The 15,052-nt window shown below is 39.0% G+C and carries 13 protein-coding genes; 12 read left to right on the plus strand and 1 reads right to left on the minus strand.

The window, feature by feature from the left end:
* The first annotated feature begins 103 nt into the window (after positions 1-103).
* From ACTQ45_RS02610 to ACTQ45_RS02640, 7 genes are all read left to right on the plus strand, one after another.
* A complete protein-coding gene (locus ACTQ45_RS02610) occupies positions 104-757 on the plus strand; it encodes an endonuclease III domain-containing protein (protein WP_441750413.1) in 654 nt (217 codons plus the stop codon).
* Between the two features lie 115 nt (positions 758-872).
* Entirely contained in the window at positions 873-1,136 is a 264-nt protein-coding gene (locus tag ACTQ45_RS02615) for an ACT domain-containing protein (RefSeq protein WP_441750414.1), read from the plus strand.
* Positions 1,137-1,160: 24 nt separating this feature from the next.
* A complete protein-coding gene (locus tag ACTQ45_RS02620) occupies positions 1,161-2,516 on the plus strand; it encodes a PFL family protein (RefSeq protein WP_441763026.1) in 1,356 nt (451 codons plus the stop codon).
* 53 nt (positions 2,517-2,569) lie between these two features.
* Positions 2,570-4,249 carry a formate--tetrahydrofolate ligase gene (locus tag ACTQ45_RS02625; protein WP_441762876.1) on the plus strand — a complete coding sequence of 560 codons (1,680 nt, stop codon included), beginning with the start codon at positions 2,570-2,572 and terminating at the stop codon, positions 4,247-4,249.
* Positions 4,250-4,380: 131 nt separating this feature from the next.
* Entirely contained in the window at positions 4,381-6,108 is a 1,728-nt protein-coding gene (locus ACTQ45_RS02630) for an ABC transporter ATP-binding protein (protein ID WP_441762877.1), read from the plus strand.
* Positions 6,105-6,776, plus strand: coding sequence for a uracil-DNA glycosylase (locus tag ACTQ45_RS02635; protein WP_441762878.1), 672 nt, complete (start codon positions 6,105-6,107; stop codon positions 6,774-6,776). Before ACTQ45_RS02630 ends, ACTQ45_RS02635 begins: the two co-directional genes overlap by 4 nt.
* Positions 6,777-7,539: 763 nt before the next feature.
* Entirely contained in the window at positions 7,540-8,574 is a 1,035-nt protein-coding gene (locus tag ACTQ45_RS02640; RefSeq protein WP_441762879.1) for a nuclease-related domain-containing protein, read from the plus strand.
* 23 nt (positions 8,575-8,597) lie between these two features.
* Here ACTQ45_RS02640 and ACTQ45_RS02645 read toward each other — a convergent pair whose 3' ends face one another.
* A complete protein-coding gene (locus ACTQ45_RS02645) occupies positions 8,598-9,272 on the minus strand; it encodes a CPBP family intramembrane glutamic endopeptidase (protein WP_441762880.1) in 675 nt (224 codons plus the stop codon).
* A 131-nt stretch (positions 9,273-9,403) separates the two neighbouring features.
* Between ACTQ45_RS02645 and ACTQ45_RS02650 the strand changes: the two genes are divergently transcribed.
* From ACTQ45_RS02650 to proC, 5 genes are all read left to right on the plus strand, one after another.
* The gene (locus ACTQ45_RS02650; protein ID WP_441750420.1) at positions 9,404-11,299 is read left to right on the plus strand and encodes an ABC-F family ATP-binding cassette domain-containing protein; all 1,896 of its coding nucleotides are present in this window, start codon (positions 9,404-9,406) and stop codon (positions 11,297-11,299) included.
* Positions 11,300-11,324: 25 nt separating this feature from the next.
* Complete coding sequence (locus ACTQ45_RS02655) at positions 11,325-12,266, plus strand: thymidylate synthase (protein WP_441750421.1); 942 nt, start codon at positions 11,325-11,327, stop codon at positions 12,264-12,266.
* Positions 12,267-12,293: 27 nt separating this feature from the next.
* A complete protein-coding gene (locus tag ACTQ45_RS02660) occupies positions 12,294-12,782 on the plus strand; it encodes a dihydrofolate reductase (RefSeq protein ID WP_441750422.1) in 489 nt (162 codons plus the stop codon).
* Between the two features lie 81 nt (positions 12,783-12,863).
* Positions 12,864-14,162 (plus strand): adenylosuccinate lyase, encoded by a 1,299-nt coding sequence (purB, locus tag ACTQ45_RS02665; RefSeq protein WP_441762881.1) that lies wholly within the window; start codon positions 12,864-12,866, stop codon positions 14,160-14,162.
* A gap of 15 nt (positions 14,163-14,177) precedes the next feature.
* Positions 14,178-14,999, plus strand: coding sequence for a pyrroline-5-carboxylate reductase (gene proC / locus ACTQ45_RS02670; RefSeq protein WP_441750424.1), 822 nt, complete (start codon positions 14,178-14,180; stop codon positions 14,997-14,999).
* Positions 15,000-15,052: the final 53 nt, after the last annotated feature.

Genomic DNA, 15,052 nt, shown 5'->3' on the forward strand with positions numbered 1-15,052 from the left:
TGGAGTTTTTTTGTTCAAATAAGAGATGTTTGGAGATTATCCTTCTATATTATAGATGTTTTTTGTTACACTAGTTTTTATGAAGGCTAGGAGGAGACGAGCAATGAAAAAAACCTTAACACATGAAGGACTTTATTATTTATTACAGACACATCAAGGAAATGTTGGCCACTGGCCGGCAGAATCACCATGGGAAATAATGTTAGGCGCTTTTCTGGTTCAGAACACCACGTGGCACAATACAGAGATATCTTTAGCAAAGTTAGGTCAAGCAACAGATTTTGATCCCCTAATTATTAGTCAACTAACAGCGGACGAATTATTACCATTAATCTACTCTAGTGGCTTTCACAAAAGTAAAACTCATTTAATCATGACTTGGTTCCAATGGTTAAAAAGTTATGATTTTGACCGTGCCCAAATAGTGTCAGATTTTCCTTCGACTGAAGCACTCAGACAACAATTATTGAGTTTTCGAGGGATTGGGAATGAAACAGCGGATGTCTTATTATTATATGTCTTCGATCAATCAGCTTTTATTGCTGATAATTATGCCCGGAAACTATTTACTGGCTTGGGCAGTCCAGCCGCTAAACACTATATGACATTAAAAGAACATGTTGAACAAACAACTTCGCTCTCTTTATTGGAATGGAAAGATTTCCATGGTCAAATTTTAGAATATGGAAAGAACAATCTAGTTGGCAAAGGACCACATGCGACTCATTTATTTTCGACTTATTATTTAGATAGTTAGCAAGATAAAGTCTAAAGCGAACTATTCATGATTGTCTATTAAATTACACTGATTTTTGATGTTGGAAAATGAGAGATATGCTATGATTAAATTATAAAAAATTGAGGTGAACAGAATGAGAGCAGTGATTACCGTGAATGGCGTCGATAGAGTCGGAATTTTAGCACGTGTAGCGACAGGGTGTATGAATGCCAATGCTAATATTGTTGATGTATCCCAAACTGTAATGGATGGTTTCTTTACAATGACGATGTTAGTTAAAATTGATGACATCAATTCTAGCTTTGAAGCAATGAAGGAAACGATGGAACAAACTGTACCAGACATGCAAATACGTGTCATGCATGAGGATATATTCAATTCAATGCATCGTATTTAAAAACGAGGAGGTGGTTATTAAATGATAAACATGAAGGATATTCTGGAAACGTTGAATATGATTGAGAATGAAAACTTAGACATTCGAACAATTACTATGGGGATTTCCTTAGTTGATTGTGCCGATGGTGATATTGAGCGTTCATGTGAAAAAGTCTATCAGAAAATCACTCGCAGTGCTAAAGATTTAGTCAAAACGGGTGAACAAATTGAACGTAAATATGGGATTCCGATAGTGAATAAACGAATTTCTGTGACACCTATTTCTCAATTAGTCGCTGCTTCGGGTGGAAATCCTGTCAAATATGCACAGACGCTAGATCGAGCAGCCGCAGCAGTAGGTGTTAACTTTATTGGGGGCTATTCAGCGCTCGTTCATAAGGGGATGTCAGCAGGTGACTTGGCATTAATAAAATCCATACCTCAAGCATTAGCTGAAACCACTCATGTGTGTAGTTCGGTCAATATTGGTTCAACAAGAGCTGGCATCAATATGGATGCAGTTAAACTAATGGGGAATGTCGTGAGAGAGTGTGCGATCTTAACGAAAGCTGACATGTGCGTTGGGGCAACTAAACTTGTCGTATTCTGTAATGCTGTGGAAGATAATCCGTTTATGGCAGGTGCTTTCCATGGTGTAGGCGAACCTGATGTTGTTATCAACGTTGGTGTATCTGGACCTGGCGTCGTTAGAGCTGCTTTGGCTAAATTACCAAAAGGTGCTTCCTTAGAAATAGTCGCCGAAGAAATCAAACGAACGGCTTTTAAAATTACTCGCATGGGACAATTGGTCGGAACGGAAGCCGCCCAAACGCTTAATGTTCCTTTTGGTATTGTAGATATCTCACTAGCTCCTACTCCAGCCGTTGGGGATTCAGTTGCTCATATCCTTGAAGAGATTGGCCTCGAACAAGTGGGGGCTTATGGCACGATTGCGACACTTGCGATGCTAAACGATGCAGTCAAAAAAGGGGGCGTGATGGCGTCATCGAGTGTGGGTGGTTTATCAGGAGCTTTTATTCCTGTCAGTGAAGATGCCGGAATGATTGCGGCAGTCGAAGCAGGGAATTTAAACATAGAAATGTTAACCGCCATGACTGCCGTTTGTTCGGTAGGGCTTGATATGATCGTTGTCCCAGGCGATACGACTGCTGCAGTGATTTCAGCAATTATAGCGGATGAAGCAGCGATTGGTATGATTAATTCAAAAACAACGGCTGTTCGCTTAATTCCAGCGATTGACGTCCCAGACGACGGTGAGCTTGACTGGGGTGGTTTGTTTGGTAAAGCACGTGTGATGCCTTTAAATGTTACGAAACCCGATGTGTTTATTAATCGTGGAGGGCGAATTCCCGCACCCATTCAAAGTTTAAAGAACTAATGTTAAAACTGATTATTTAATCTAGTTTTTCATAATTGAAAGGAAGTGTTTGTGTGTCAAGTTATTTAACAGATATTGATATTGCGAAACAAGTCACATTGGAGCCAATCGACAAGATTGCAGACAGAGCAGGAATTGATCAAGAGAGTTTATCCTTTTATGGGAAATATAAAGCTAAGGTAGATCTTAAACAATTAGACGCCTTAGCGGATAAAAAAGACGGGAAATTAATTCTAGTTACTGCGATTAGTCCAACGCCTGCAGGTGAAGGGAAAACAACGACGTCTGTTGGCTTAGCTGATGGATTATCGGCCATCGGAGAAAAAGCGATTCTAGCATTACGTGAACCTTCATTAGGTCCTGTTTTTGGAATGAAAGGTGGCGCGGCTGGTGGAGGCTATGCACAAGTTGTTCCGATGGAAGATATCAACTTACATTTCACAGGCGACTTCCATGCAATAAGTGCAGCCAACAATTTACTTGCTGCAATGCTTGATAACCATATACATCATGGGAATGCTTTGGCTATCGACTCTAGACGAATTACATGGAAACGGGCGGTCGATATGAATGACCGTCAACTTCGTTATATTGTCGATGGGTTAAATGGTCGTACAAATGGTGTACCACGTGAAGATGGCTTTGAGATTACTGTAGCCTCAGAGATTATGGCGATTCTTTGTTTAGCACAAAACATTACCGATTTAAAAGAACGTCTAGGTCGTATCATTGTCGCCTATAATTTTGATAATCAACCGGTTACCGCAAATGACTTAAAAGCAGCTGGCGCAATGACAGCTTTATTAAAAGAAGCATTGAATCCAAACTTGGTTCAAACGCTTGAACATACTCCTGCTTTTGTTCATGGTGGTCCATTCGCAAATATTGCACACGGCTGTAACAGTGTTTTAGCAACCAAGATGGCTTTGAAACACGCTGACTATGTTGTGACTGAGGCAGGCTTTGGTGCAGACTTAGGAGCAGAAAAGTTCTTAGACATTAAATGTCGATTAGCTGATCTAAAACCTTCAGCTGTTGTGGTGGTCGCGACGATTCGTGCTTTAAAAATGCATGGTGGAGTGTCTAAGAAGGCGCTCGAACCTGAAAATGTTGAAGCGGTACTAAACGGTTTACCAAACTTGGAACGTCATTTATTCAATATTCAAGAGACCTTCAATTTACCAGCTGTGGTTGCGATTAATAAGTTTCCTACGGATACAAAAGCAGAACTTGAAGCGGTAAGAAAAGCGTGTGAAGCTCGCGGAGTCGAAGTGTCTATCTCAGATGTTTGGGCAAATGGCGGAGCAGGTGCTGAGGATTTAGCTCATAAAGTAGTGGCTATGACTAAAGAAGAAAGTGAACTAACTTATGCCTATGAACTGGATGTTCCAATTCAAGATAAATTAGATCATATTGTTCAAAAAGTATATGGTGGGACAAAAGCTATCCTAACACCAGCCGCTCGTCGAGAAGGAAAACAACTAGAAGCACTTGGCTTTGGTAAACTACCTATTTGTATGGCTAAAACACAATATTCTTTCTCTGATAATCCTAAGTTATTAGGAGCGCCCCAAGGCTTTGAAGTGACCATTCGTAACTTAAAAGTTTCAGCAGGTGCTGGTTTTATCGTTGCTTTAACGGGTGATATTATGACGATGCCTGGTCTACCCAAAGTACCTTCTGCTGAGTCAATTGATGTTGCGGCTGATGGCACGATTACAGGTCTATTCTAAATAATTAACTAGCAGCCGGAATATAGCCGGCTGTTTTTTCTTTGTAGGATAAGAGGGGTTGTCTGACTTGTATAAGAGTCTGCTTTTAACTAGAATAGTAAAGGAACCATTATAAGTGAAAAGGAGTCAATATGTTAAAACATTTTTTTAGCTATTATAAACCGTATAAACGGTTATTTTTAATTGATTTTTGTTGTGCCATTATTTCTGCCATTCTTGAACTTGTTTTTCCGATTGCGGTTAACCGAGTGATAGATGAAGTATTACCTGATGGGAATTTAAAAATCATTTTAATGTTCTCAGTCATCCTATTTACAATGTACCTATTTAATACATGGTTGAATTATATTGTGGTTGCTGTTGGACATGAATTTGGGATTAACGTCGAAACGGATATGCGACGTGATCTCTTCAATCATTTTCAAAAACAGTCTTATCATTATTTTGATAATGTGAAGACAGGGGAGCTATTAAGTCGAGTAACAACAGACTTGTTCGATATTAGTGAAGTGGCTCATCATGGTCCAGAAGATGTTTTTATTACTTTAATGACCTTGATTGGTGCCTTTCTTTTAATGTTAGATGCACATGTACCTTTAGCTGTAATCACTGTTATTCTATTACCTTTGATGGCGATTGGCTTAGCTTTCTTTAATAAGCGAATGACACAAGTAAATTCACGAATTTTCTCAAACGTCGCGAAATTTACAGCCGGAATCGAAAACTCGCTGAGTGGTATTCGGGTCGTTAAAGCATTCGCTAACGAAAAGTATGAGCGTGGTGTGTTTGAAAAGTATAATCAAGGTTTCCGTACAAATAAGTTAGCTTTTTATCGTACAATGGCATTAAGTAGTTCCTTTAACTATATGCTTGTTCGTTTAATTAATCTGTTTGCTTTTCTTGCAGGTTCTTATTTCACGGTGATAGGCGAATTAAGCCTAGGTGAATTAGTCGGATTTATATTATTGGCGAACGTTTTTGTTCGACCATTAGAACGAATTAATGCAATGATAGAATTGTATCCCAAAGGTTATGCAGGTTTTAAACGTTTTCGTGAAGAGTTGATGCGAGAAGCAGATATTCTTGATCGAGACGACGCTTATCAAGCTCCCGCTTTTAAAGGGAATATCCGTTACGACAATGTCAACTTCTCGTACGAAGATGGCAGAAAAATATTGTCTGATGTTAATTTATCAGTAAAGGCAGGCGAAACGGTCGCATTTGTTGGTCCAAGTGGAGCCGGGAAAACAACGTTAGTTAGTTTATTACCTCGTTTTTACGAAATAGATTCTGGAGCAATTACTATTGATGGCCATGACATTCAAGCCGTTACGATGGAATCGTTACGTAAGCAAATTGGTATCGTTCAACAGGATGTTTTCCTGTTCACGGGAACCGTTCGTGAAAATGTCTTATACGGACGTCTAGATGCAACGCCAGAAGAAGTTGAAGCTGCCATTGATGCTGCTCAATTGCGAGAAGTTATTGCTGACTTACCTGAAGGCTTGGAAACTGAAATTGGTGAGCGTGGTGTGCGTTTATCTGGCGGCCAAAAACAAAGACTATCTATTGCTAGAATATTCTTAAAGAATCCAGCTATATTAATTCTTGACGAAGCGACGAGTGCATTAGATACTCAAACAGAACAATTCATCCAAGCCTCATTAGATACACTAGCCACAGGCAGAACAACCTTGATTATTGCTCACCGACTTGCAACAATTCGTCATGCTGATCGAATTGTTGTGGTCACAACAGATGGGCTTGTAGAAAATGGCAGTCATGATGAATTACTTTCATTGGATGGACATTATGCAACTTTATATTATGCTCAATATGGTAGAGGTGATAAAACATGAAACCTAACATCGGGAATGATTGGGAGTTAGTGTTAAAGGACTATTTTGTCCGGGAAGATTTTATTAAATTGACGCGTTTTTTAGAGCGAGCTTATCAGACACAAACAATTTATCCAGCAGCAGATGAAGTGTTTACTGCCTTGAAGTTGACCCCTTATTCAAATGTTAAGGTTGTTATTTTTGGGCAAGATCCCTATCACGGACCTAATCAAGCGCATGGGCTGGCTTTTTCTGTAGATAAGCAAGCAAAAATCCCTCCGTCATTGCGTAATATTTATAAAGAACTCGTCGATGACTTAGGTGTGTCGATACCGTCACAGGGTAATTTATCCAACTGGGCAAAACAGGGGGTACTTTTATTAAATACTGTTTTAACAGTAGAAGCAGGACAGGCGAATTCTCATCATAATCTTGGCTGGGAAGGCTTGACTGAAGAAATAATACGTCAGTTGAATTTACATTCTGAACCGATTGTATTTATTCTATGGGGCGCTTCAGCTCGTAGGTTTAAGAAATTAATTGATTTACAAAAACACGCGACAATTGAAGCACCGCATCCTAGTCCTTTGTCTGCTTATCGTGGTTTCTTTGGTTCTAAACCATTTAGTCAAGCGAATCAACAACTTATCGCTTGGGGACGCGAGCCGATTGATTGGGAAGTTACCTAAAGAACTTACGAACACTCTTGTCTTTGAATGAGATGAGGGTGTTTTTCTTTTGCATACGTCGTGTCATAGTGTGACACGCGTTTTCACCCTAGGTAAAGGACGTGTCATTTATGTGACAGGTCCTATTTAACGTTTATTGGATAAAAGACCACACATGTGGGCAGTTAAAGTGGCAAATTTTGCCTCAATCGTGCTTATTTTAATTGCATACGTCGTGTCATAGTGTGACACGCGTTTTCACTCTAGGTAAAGGACGTGTCATTTATGTGACAGGTCCTATTTAACGTTTATTGGATAACAGACCTCACATGTGGGCAGTTAAAGTGGCAAATTTTGCCTCAATCGTGTTTATTTTAATTGCAAACGTCGTGTCATAGTGTGACAGGCGTTTTCACTCTAGGTAAAGGACGTGTCATTTATGTGACAGGTCCTATTTAACGTTTATTGGATAAAAGACCACACATGTGGGCAGTTAAAGTGGCAAATTTTGCCTCAATGGTGCTTATTTTAATTGCATACGTCGTGTCATAGTGTGACACGCGTTTTCACCCTAGGTAAAGGACGTGTCATTTATGTGACAGGTCCTATTTAACGTTTATTGGGTAAAAGACCTTAATTATGGGCGGTTAAACTGTCAAAATATAGCCTCAAAAAGCGTGTCAAAAAAAAGAACAATTTATTTTCAGATTAAAAAGCATATTACGCTAAAAAATGTGTATTTATATATGAGACTAAAAATAATAGTTTCAGAAAGGAAATGATGATGAATATAATACCAAGTAAAATCTATCAAGTGGATAGTAATCGTAGAGTTTTAAACAAGCCAACCGAGTTACAACAGTTAGAGGTGTTAGAAAAACGGGGAGGTTTAGCGTCAGAAGCCAAGAGAAAACTTTGGATACACCGAACAGGTTTCCAAGGTGAACAAACATTTTATGATTTTATGTTTCGAATGGCAAAGTCACATTGGAGAATATTACATAGAACTTGGCTAAATATCAAAGGGCGCGTTGAATGTGATTTTATTGTAATAACTCGTGTGGGGATATATTTTTTTGAAATCAAAAATTATAACGGCAATTTAGTTTATGAATACAATCAACAGACAGTTAACTACCGTACGATTAGCGGGGATATTATGGGGCAGTTTAAGAACATGCAAGAGCGGACAATTGATATGTGTCGCCAAATGAATTATTCGGGTGGCGTTTTTCACCAATTGGTTTATATTAACCCGTATTATCAAGCGACCCTTCCTCATGAGTGGTTGAAAAGTCTTTTACACTACAATCAATTGACAGATTATATTGAGCAGATGATTCGAGAGGAGGCGACATTACTTCCGGCGAATTTTAGTCCTGACGAAGCGGTCGATTCTATAGAGAGTTTATTCGCGTGCACGGAACCTTATCCTCCAAACGTGCTCTCGCCAGAAGAACTGAAGCAGTTGAAGCATGGGATTGCATGCTCACATTGCGGTAGTTTTCATACTATCTGTACACGCTATAAATTAATATGTGTACACTGCAGGCAGAATGAGCCTAAGGAGCGTGCAGCTCTGAGGCTCATTGGTGATTACTCGGTGTTGACTCCTTTTAACCCCTTGCAAGCTGCCGATATTGTGAAGATAGCCGGAGAAAGTTTTCGAAGAGACTACATAAACAAAATACTTAGACGCTATTACCAATTAGCCAAAGTCGAAAAAACAGGCCAATATATTAATCCATCGCAAAATTTTGAACACACTTATCCTCATTTAAGTTTCAAATTAAAAAACTCGCGAAACCCCCTTCAATAAATAGACTAAAAAAGCCGGCAACCCTAAACAGGTAGCTGGCTTTCTACTGTAAATAAGACATACATCATTGCTAAGGCAATCGCATTGTTTAAGAAGTGAAAAAGAATTGAAGGAACAATATTGCGATCGTATTCCCAATAAATTTGAGTCAAAACGACTGTAATCGGTAAGTATAATACAAAGTCCGCCCACTGGAATGAATGCATATACGTGAAAAGGAACATTGAAAATATCGTTGAAACAATAATCATGACACGTTTATCTTTAGCCCAAGGTCCGATAATGGCTTGACGAAAGACAAGTTCTTCGACAATGGGTGCATAAATGGTTAATAGAAGAACGTTGGCAAACACGTTCATATTCTCTGCAGCGTCATTGAGGATCTCCTGATTTTGTCCTAGGGTGGATGTGTCCATGAACAAATCAAGTAGCCAAATTCCTGCGATTCTCAACAAGAGCATTAGCAAATAATAGCCGAATAATTTACCGAAAAAACGTAATAAACTGGGAGTATCCGCCCGGAAGCGATGCCACTCTGCCATTAAATGATCCTTAAATAAAAATAAAGCTAAGACAAGTAGAATCATTGATACAATAAAACTAGCATAAACAATGTCCGTGAATTGCATAAGAAGACTCGAACCTACAATCATAATTCCAAAATATCCCAAAAATAATATTGCTGATTTTTTTACCATACGTCACCTCACTATAGTTTACATTATTGTAACACATATCTTAAAATTTCATAAAGTATTAAAACTTAGAAGAATGAAAACTTACTGAACGATATGGTATAATTGACTGAGATTTGGATGGGGGCAAAGAGATGAAAGAATTAACGATAGAGAATTTACATAAAACATACGGTACGAAAACTTTATTGGAAGGGATAAACTTTGCGATACGCACTGGGGACCGCGTGGGCTTAATTGGGCCGAACGGAACCGGAAAGAGTTCATTATTAAAAGTAATCGCTGGTTTGGATAATTATGATGATGGAAAATTATCCCACCCGAACCAATATTCAATTGCTTACTTAGATCAACACCCAACATTTGATGAGCAAAAAACCATCTTAGAAACAGTTTACGACAGTAAAGCACCATTGATTCAATTATTATTACATTATGAAAACACTCGTTTGGCTTTAGAAGCCGATGCGATGAATGAAAGACTACAAACAGAATTCACCCGTGTAACGGATGAAATGAATGCTAAAGACGGTTGGGATGTAGAAGTAAGAGCTCGCACGATTCTCTCTCAACTAGGACTGAACGATTTGTCTCGTCTACTAGCAACTTGTTCAGGAGGAGAGCGCAAGCGAGTCGGTTTGGCACAAGTTTTAATTGCAGATCCTGATTTGTTGATTTTGGATGAGCCAACTAACCACTTAGATGTTCAATCAATCCAATGGCTAGAAAGATATTTAGCTAACTACCAAGGAGCTTTGTTCCTAGTAACTCATGACCGTTATTTCCTAGAACGTGTTGTTAACCGGATTATTGAATTAAAATACGGTCATATTACAGAATATGAAGGAAACTACGAGACTTACTTGGAGAAAAAAGCGAACTTAGAAGCTCAATCGGCAAGAAACCAAGAAAAACAAGACAGTTTATTTAAAGCAGAATTGGCTTGGATGAGAAAAGGTGCCAAAGCGAGAACAACTAAACAACAAGCAAGAATTGATCGTTTTCAAGATTTAAAGCAGACGATTCAAGGGCGAGATGTTGAAGCGGATGGTTTCCAATTTGAATTTGAACAACAAAGAATCGGAAATCGCATTATGGAATTAGAAGATGTGTCAGTCGAAATTGGCAATGTTAATGTCATTGAAAGTTTTACCAAAACCTTTGTTAAAGGCGAAAGAATGGGAATTATTGGTGAGAACGGAGTAGGTAAATCAACGTTGATGAACACCCTTGTAGGACAACATCCCATCGCTAGTGGAACTTACGAAATGGGTCAAACCGTTCGTTTAGCATACTATCGACAATTGGATCAAGACTTGCCCGGTGATACAAGAGTTTTAAGTTATTTGACTAAGATTGCGGATGATTTTGAGATGCCGGATGGCTCGAAGGCTAATGCTTCTCAGTTGTTGGAACAATTCAATTTCCCCCGTGTGACACATGGTCAAGAAATAAAACACTTATCCGGTGGTGAACGTCGTCGCTTGTACTTACTTACTTTGTTAGTACAACAACCGAATGTATTAATTCTAGATGAGCCAACGAATGACCTCGATATAGACACATTGACGGTTTTGGAAGACTACATTGAACAATTTGAAGGCGTCGTATTAATTGTTTCGCATGATCGTTACTTCCTTGATAAAACTGTCGATCAATTATTAGTCATCCAAGGAAATGGTGCCTTTGATTTAATCTGGGGAAGTTATTCGCAGTACTTAGACGAACAAGCCAAGAAACCTAATCCTAAAACAATGACTTCAACCGAAGTTAGCAAAAAAGAAGTGCTAGAAAAACCGACTGCTGCAAAACCGAAACGGATGTCTTATCAAGAAAAAAGAGAATGGGCAACCATATTAGAAGATATCGAGCAAGCTGAGAATCGAACCGATGCAATCAAAAAAGAAATGAATACAATAACAAGTGACGCTGCTCGTTTAATTGTTTTGCAAGAAGAGCTAGATGAAACAGATGAAAAATTACTTAACTATTATGAACGTTACGAGTATTTAAGTGAGTTGTCAGAATAAATAGTTTTTAGAAGGTGAGATGAACATGAAAGCATATCAAGATTTAGTGAGAGCTGTTTTAGAGACGGGACATAAAAAAGAAGATCGCACCGGAGTGGGGACAATCAGTTTGTTCGGTTATCAAATGCGTTTTGATTTAAAAGAAGGGTTTCCTTTATTAACAAGTAAACGGGTCCCTTTTGGTTTGATAAAGAGTGAATTATTGTGGTTTTTAAAAGGAGATACCAACATTCGCTATTTATTAGAACATAATAATCATATTTGGGATGAATGGGCTTTTGAAAGATACATAAAAAGTTCAAGTTACACTGGTCCAGATATGACTGATTTTGGTCTGAGAGCACCAAAAGACCCAATTTTTAACGAGAGCTATCAAATCGAAATGAAGAAATTTCAAGACCGTGTTCTCACTGACCCAATCTTTGCAGAAGAATTTGGAAATCTCGGTGATGTTTACGGCAAACAATGGCGTTCCTGGGAAATGCGTAATGGGGACACGTTAGATCAAATTGCCAATGTGATTGAGCAAATTAAACAGACACCAGATTCTAGACGTTTACTTGTCTCAGCATGGAATCCGGAAGATATTCCTAATATGGCTTTACCACCGTGTCATACATTATTCCAATTTTATGTTCAAGATAATAAATTAAGTTGTCAATTATACCAAAGAAGTGCAGATATCTTCTTAGGTGTGCCATTTAATATTGCCAGTTACGCACTGTTAACACATTTAATAGCGCGTGAAACTGGGTTAGAAGTGGGCGAGTTTGTGCACACGTTAGGAGATGCTCATTTATACTTAAATCACCAAGAAGCAGCTGACACACTATTAAGCCGTGAGCCAAAAGCATTACCACAATTAGTTATCGAAAGTGATGCTGCCATCGATCAGATTGCTAGCGATTCAATCAGGGTGGAAGGGTATCAACCACATCCATCTATTAAAGCACCAATTGCAGTCTAAAGGATTTTTTAACAAGGAGTGGATAGAATGATTTCATTTGTATACGCACAAGAAAGAAACGGTGGAATAGGTTACAAAGGGGATTTACCTTGGAGTTTACCAAGTGATTTACAGTTCTTCAAGAAAACAACCATGGGACATACTATGTTAATGGGGCGTAAAACTTTTGAAGCGATGAATCAACGCTTGTTACCTGGAAGAAAAACAGTTGTAATGACGACACAAAGTACTTATGGTGCTGACATCGAAGGATTAGAAGTTGTCAGCAGTATCAATGACGTTTTGGAATTAGCTCGTAACCAACATTTAATGGTGATTGGTGGAGCAGAGATTTTTAAATTAGTCTGGCCTCATGCGGATGAAATTATTCGAACAGTCATTGATGAAGATTTTCCAGCGGATGTATATATGCCAGAAATTGATGAAACTTACTGGGAATGTTATCAAATAGTCGAAGGTGAATTAGATGAAGAGAATGTTCATCCGCACCAATATGAATGGTGGCGTCGTAAATAGTGATTAAACACACTATTCTAATGACTGTTTTCCATTAACAATAAATAAAGAAATGCGCTTGATAAAGTAAGGAGAATTTAAATGACAATTGCACGCTATACTCGACCTGAAATGGAAAAAATTTGGTCAGATGAAACGAAATACGACACATGGTTACAAGTAGAAATCGAAGCTTGTCAAGCTTGGGCCAATTTAGGTATGATTCCCTCTGCAGACGTAGAGGCTCTTCGTAGAAATGCTACGTTTACTGTTGAACGAATTTTAGAAATTGAACAAGAAACGCGTCATGACGTAGTTGCGTTTACAAGAGCTGTCAGTGAGAGTCTTGGAGAAGAAAGAAAATGGGTACATTATGGTTTAACGAGTACTGATGTTGTAGATACTGCTTATGGTTATCAGTTAAAACAAGTGAATGAAATTTTACGACGTGACATCGAACGTGTCCTTGAAGTGACGGCTAAAAGAGCGCGCGAACATAAATATACTATCCAAATGGGACGAACTCACGGTGTTCATGCTGAACCGACGACCTTTGGTTTAAAATTAGCAGGTTTTTACTCAGAAATGAAGCGTAACTTAAATCGTTTTAACGCGTCGGCTGAAGGAGTAGAAGCTGGGAAAATTAGTGGAGCAGTGGGAACGTTTGCCAATACACCACCAGAAGTGGAAGAGTTTGTGTGTCAAACACTGGGTATTCGTGCTCAAGATATATCGACTCAAGTTTTGCCTCGTGACTTACATGCTGATTATGTTGCGACACTCGCTTTAATCGCAACTAGTGTCGAACGTTTTGCAACTGAAATCCGTGGCTTGCAAAAATCAGAAACAAGGGAAGTAGAAGAATTTTTTGCCAAAGGCCAAAAAGGATCTTCGGCAATGCCTCACAAACGTAATCCAATTGCGAGTGAGAACGTTACTGGATTAGCCCGTATTATGCGTGGTTATATCACCCCTGCCTACGAGAACGTGACGTTATGGCATGAACGTGATATTTCTCATTCATCAGCTGAACGTATCATGTTACCTAGTATTACGACGCTATTGAACTATCAATTAAATCGCTTTGCGAACCTAATTGAAAAATTAACCGTCTACCCAGACAATATGCTACGCAATATTGACCGCACGTATGGGTTAATTTTCTCTCAAAGAGTCTTATTGACACTGATTGATAAAGGGATGAGCCGAGAGACAGCTTATGATACGGTTCAACCCTTAACACAAAAAGCATGGGATGAGCAATTACAATTCAAAGAGCTTGTATACCAAGAAGCAGCAATTACAGAGAAGTTAACGATTGAGGAAATTGAAACATTATTTGATCCAAGTTACCACTTGTCTCAAGTAGATGCGATTTTCAGTCGGGTCGGCTTAGATTAGAAAAGGAGCTGTGGCATGGAAGTAAAGGGGATTGGAATGATTGGTGTGGGGAATATGGCTTCTGCGATTGCTAAGGCAATTGTGAAGGCTGTACCCGAAGAAACGTTATATCTGGCTAACCGAACAGCCAACAAAATAGAAAATCTAGTTGAAGAACTTCAAGCTAAACAGGTCTTGATGGAATCAGTCGCTTCAGACATGCTTCAACACTGTAATATGATATTTATTGGCGTTAAACCAAAAGACATTACTGACTTGTTCACATCTTTTGCAGATAGTCTGGATACATCACACTCAATCACTTGGATTAGTATGGCATCAAACGTTTCTTTGGCTGAATTAGCGCGCTTGACGCCTGAGCATCACCGTTGGATTCGCATCATGCCTAATACGCCTGTTGAAGTGGGGGAAGGCTTTACGAGTTATTGTTTTGATGCGCCAAATTTCTCGGAAACAATACTTGAGCGATTTACGAAATTAATGAGTGCATCAGGCACACTTTCTCAGGTACCGGAGTCTTTATTCGATACAGCTAGTGGCCTTGCCGGTTGTAGTCCAGCTTTTATTTTTCAATTAATTGAGGCTATGAGCGACGCTGGAGTGGCCTATGGCTTAGGACGTGACCAGAGTATCCAAATGGCTGCACAAGCTGTTAAAGGGGCTGCAGCGATGGTTTTAGAAACGGAACGTCATCCCGCTCAATTAAAAGATGCGGTGACGAGTCCTGGTGGAACGACCATTGCCGGCGTGACTACATTAGAGGCTGAAGGTTTTCGTTCAGCAATTATTAAAGGGATTTCGGCTTCAATAGAAAAGACACGTGAATTACAACAATAAAAAAAAGAACTCCTGCTTATTCGGTAGGAGTTTTACTTTTATAGACCAATAGG

Origin of the sequence: Fundicoccus sp. Sow4_D5, from assembly GCF_052116365.1 — a bacterium.
GTDB lineage: Bacteria > Bacillota > Bacilli > Lactobacillales > Aerococcaceae > Fundicoccus.

What these genes read in the sequence shown, in the direction of transcription:
- proC (WP_441750424.1), top strand. Translation starts at nt 14,178, where the DNA reads ATGGAAGTAAAGGGGATTGGAATGATTGGTGTGGGGAATATGGCTTCT.
- purB (WP_441762881.1), top strand. Translation starts at nt 12,864, where the DNA reads ATGACAATTGCACGCTATACTCGACCTGAAATGGAAAAAATTTGGTCA.
- ACTQ45_RS02650 (WP_441750420.1), top strand. Translation starts at nt 9,404, where the DNA reads ATGAAAGAATTAACGATAGAGAATTTACATAAAACATACGGTACGAAA.
- ACTQ45_RS02640 (WP_441762879.1), top strand. Translation starts at nt 7,540, where the DNA reads ATGAATATAATACCAAGTAAAATCTATCAAGTGGATAGTAATCGTAGA.
- ACTQ45_RS02615 (WP_441750414.1), top strand. Translation starts at nt 873, where the DNA reads ATGAGAGCAGTGATTACCGTGAATGGCGTCGATAGAGTCGGAATTTTA.
- ACTQ45_RS02610 (WP_441750413.1), top strand. Translation starts at nt 104, where the DNA reads ATGAAAAAAACCTTAACACATGAAGGACTTTATTATTTATTACAGACA.
- ACTQ45_RS02635 (WP_441762878.1), top strand. Translation starts at nt 6,105, where the DNA reads ATGAAACCTAACATCGGGAATGATTGGGAGTTAGTGTTAAAGGACTAT.
- ACTQ45_RS02660 (WP_441750422.1), top strand. Translation starts at nt 12,294, where the DNA reads ATGATTTCATTTGTATACGCACAAGAAAGAAACGGTGGAATAGGTTAC.
- ACTQ45_RS02655 (WP_441750421.1), top strand. Translation starts at nt 11,325, where the DNA reads ATGAAAGCATATCAAGATTTAGTGAGAGCTGTTTTAGAGACGGGACAT.
- ACTQ45_RS02630 (WP_441762877.1), top strand. Translation starts at nt 4,381, where the DNA reads ATGTTAAAACATTTTTTTAGCTATTATAAACCGTATAAACGGTTATTT.
- ACTQ45_RS02645 (WP_441762880.1), bottom strand. Translation starts at nt 9,272, where the DNA reads ATGGTAAAAAAATCAGCAATATTATTTTTGGGATATTTTGGAATTATG.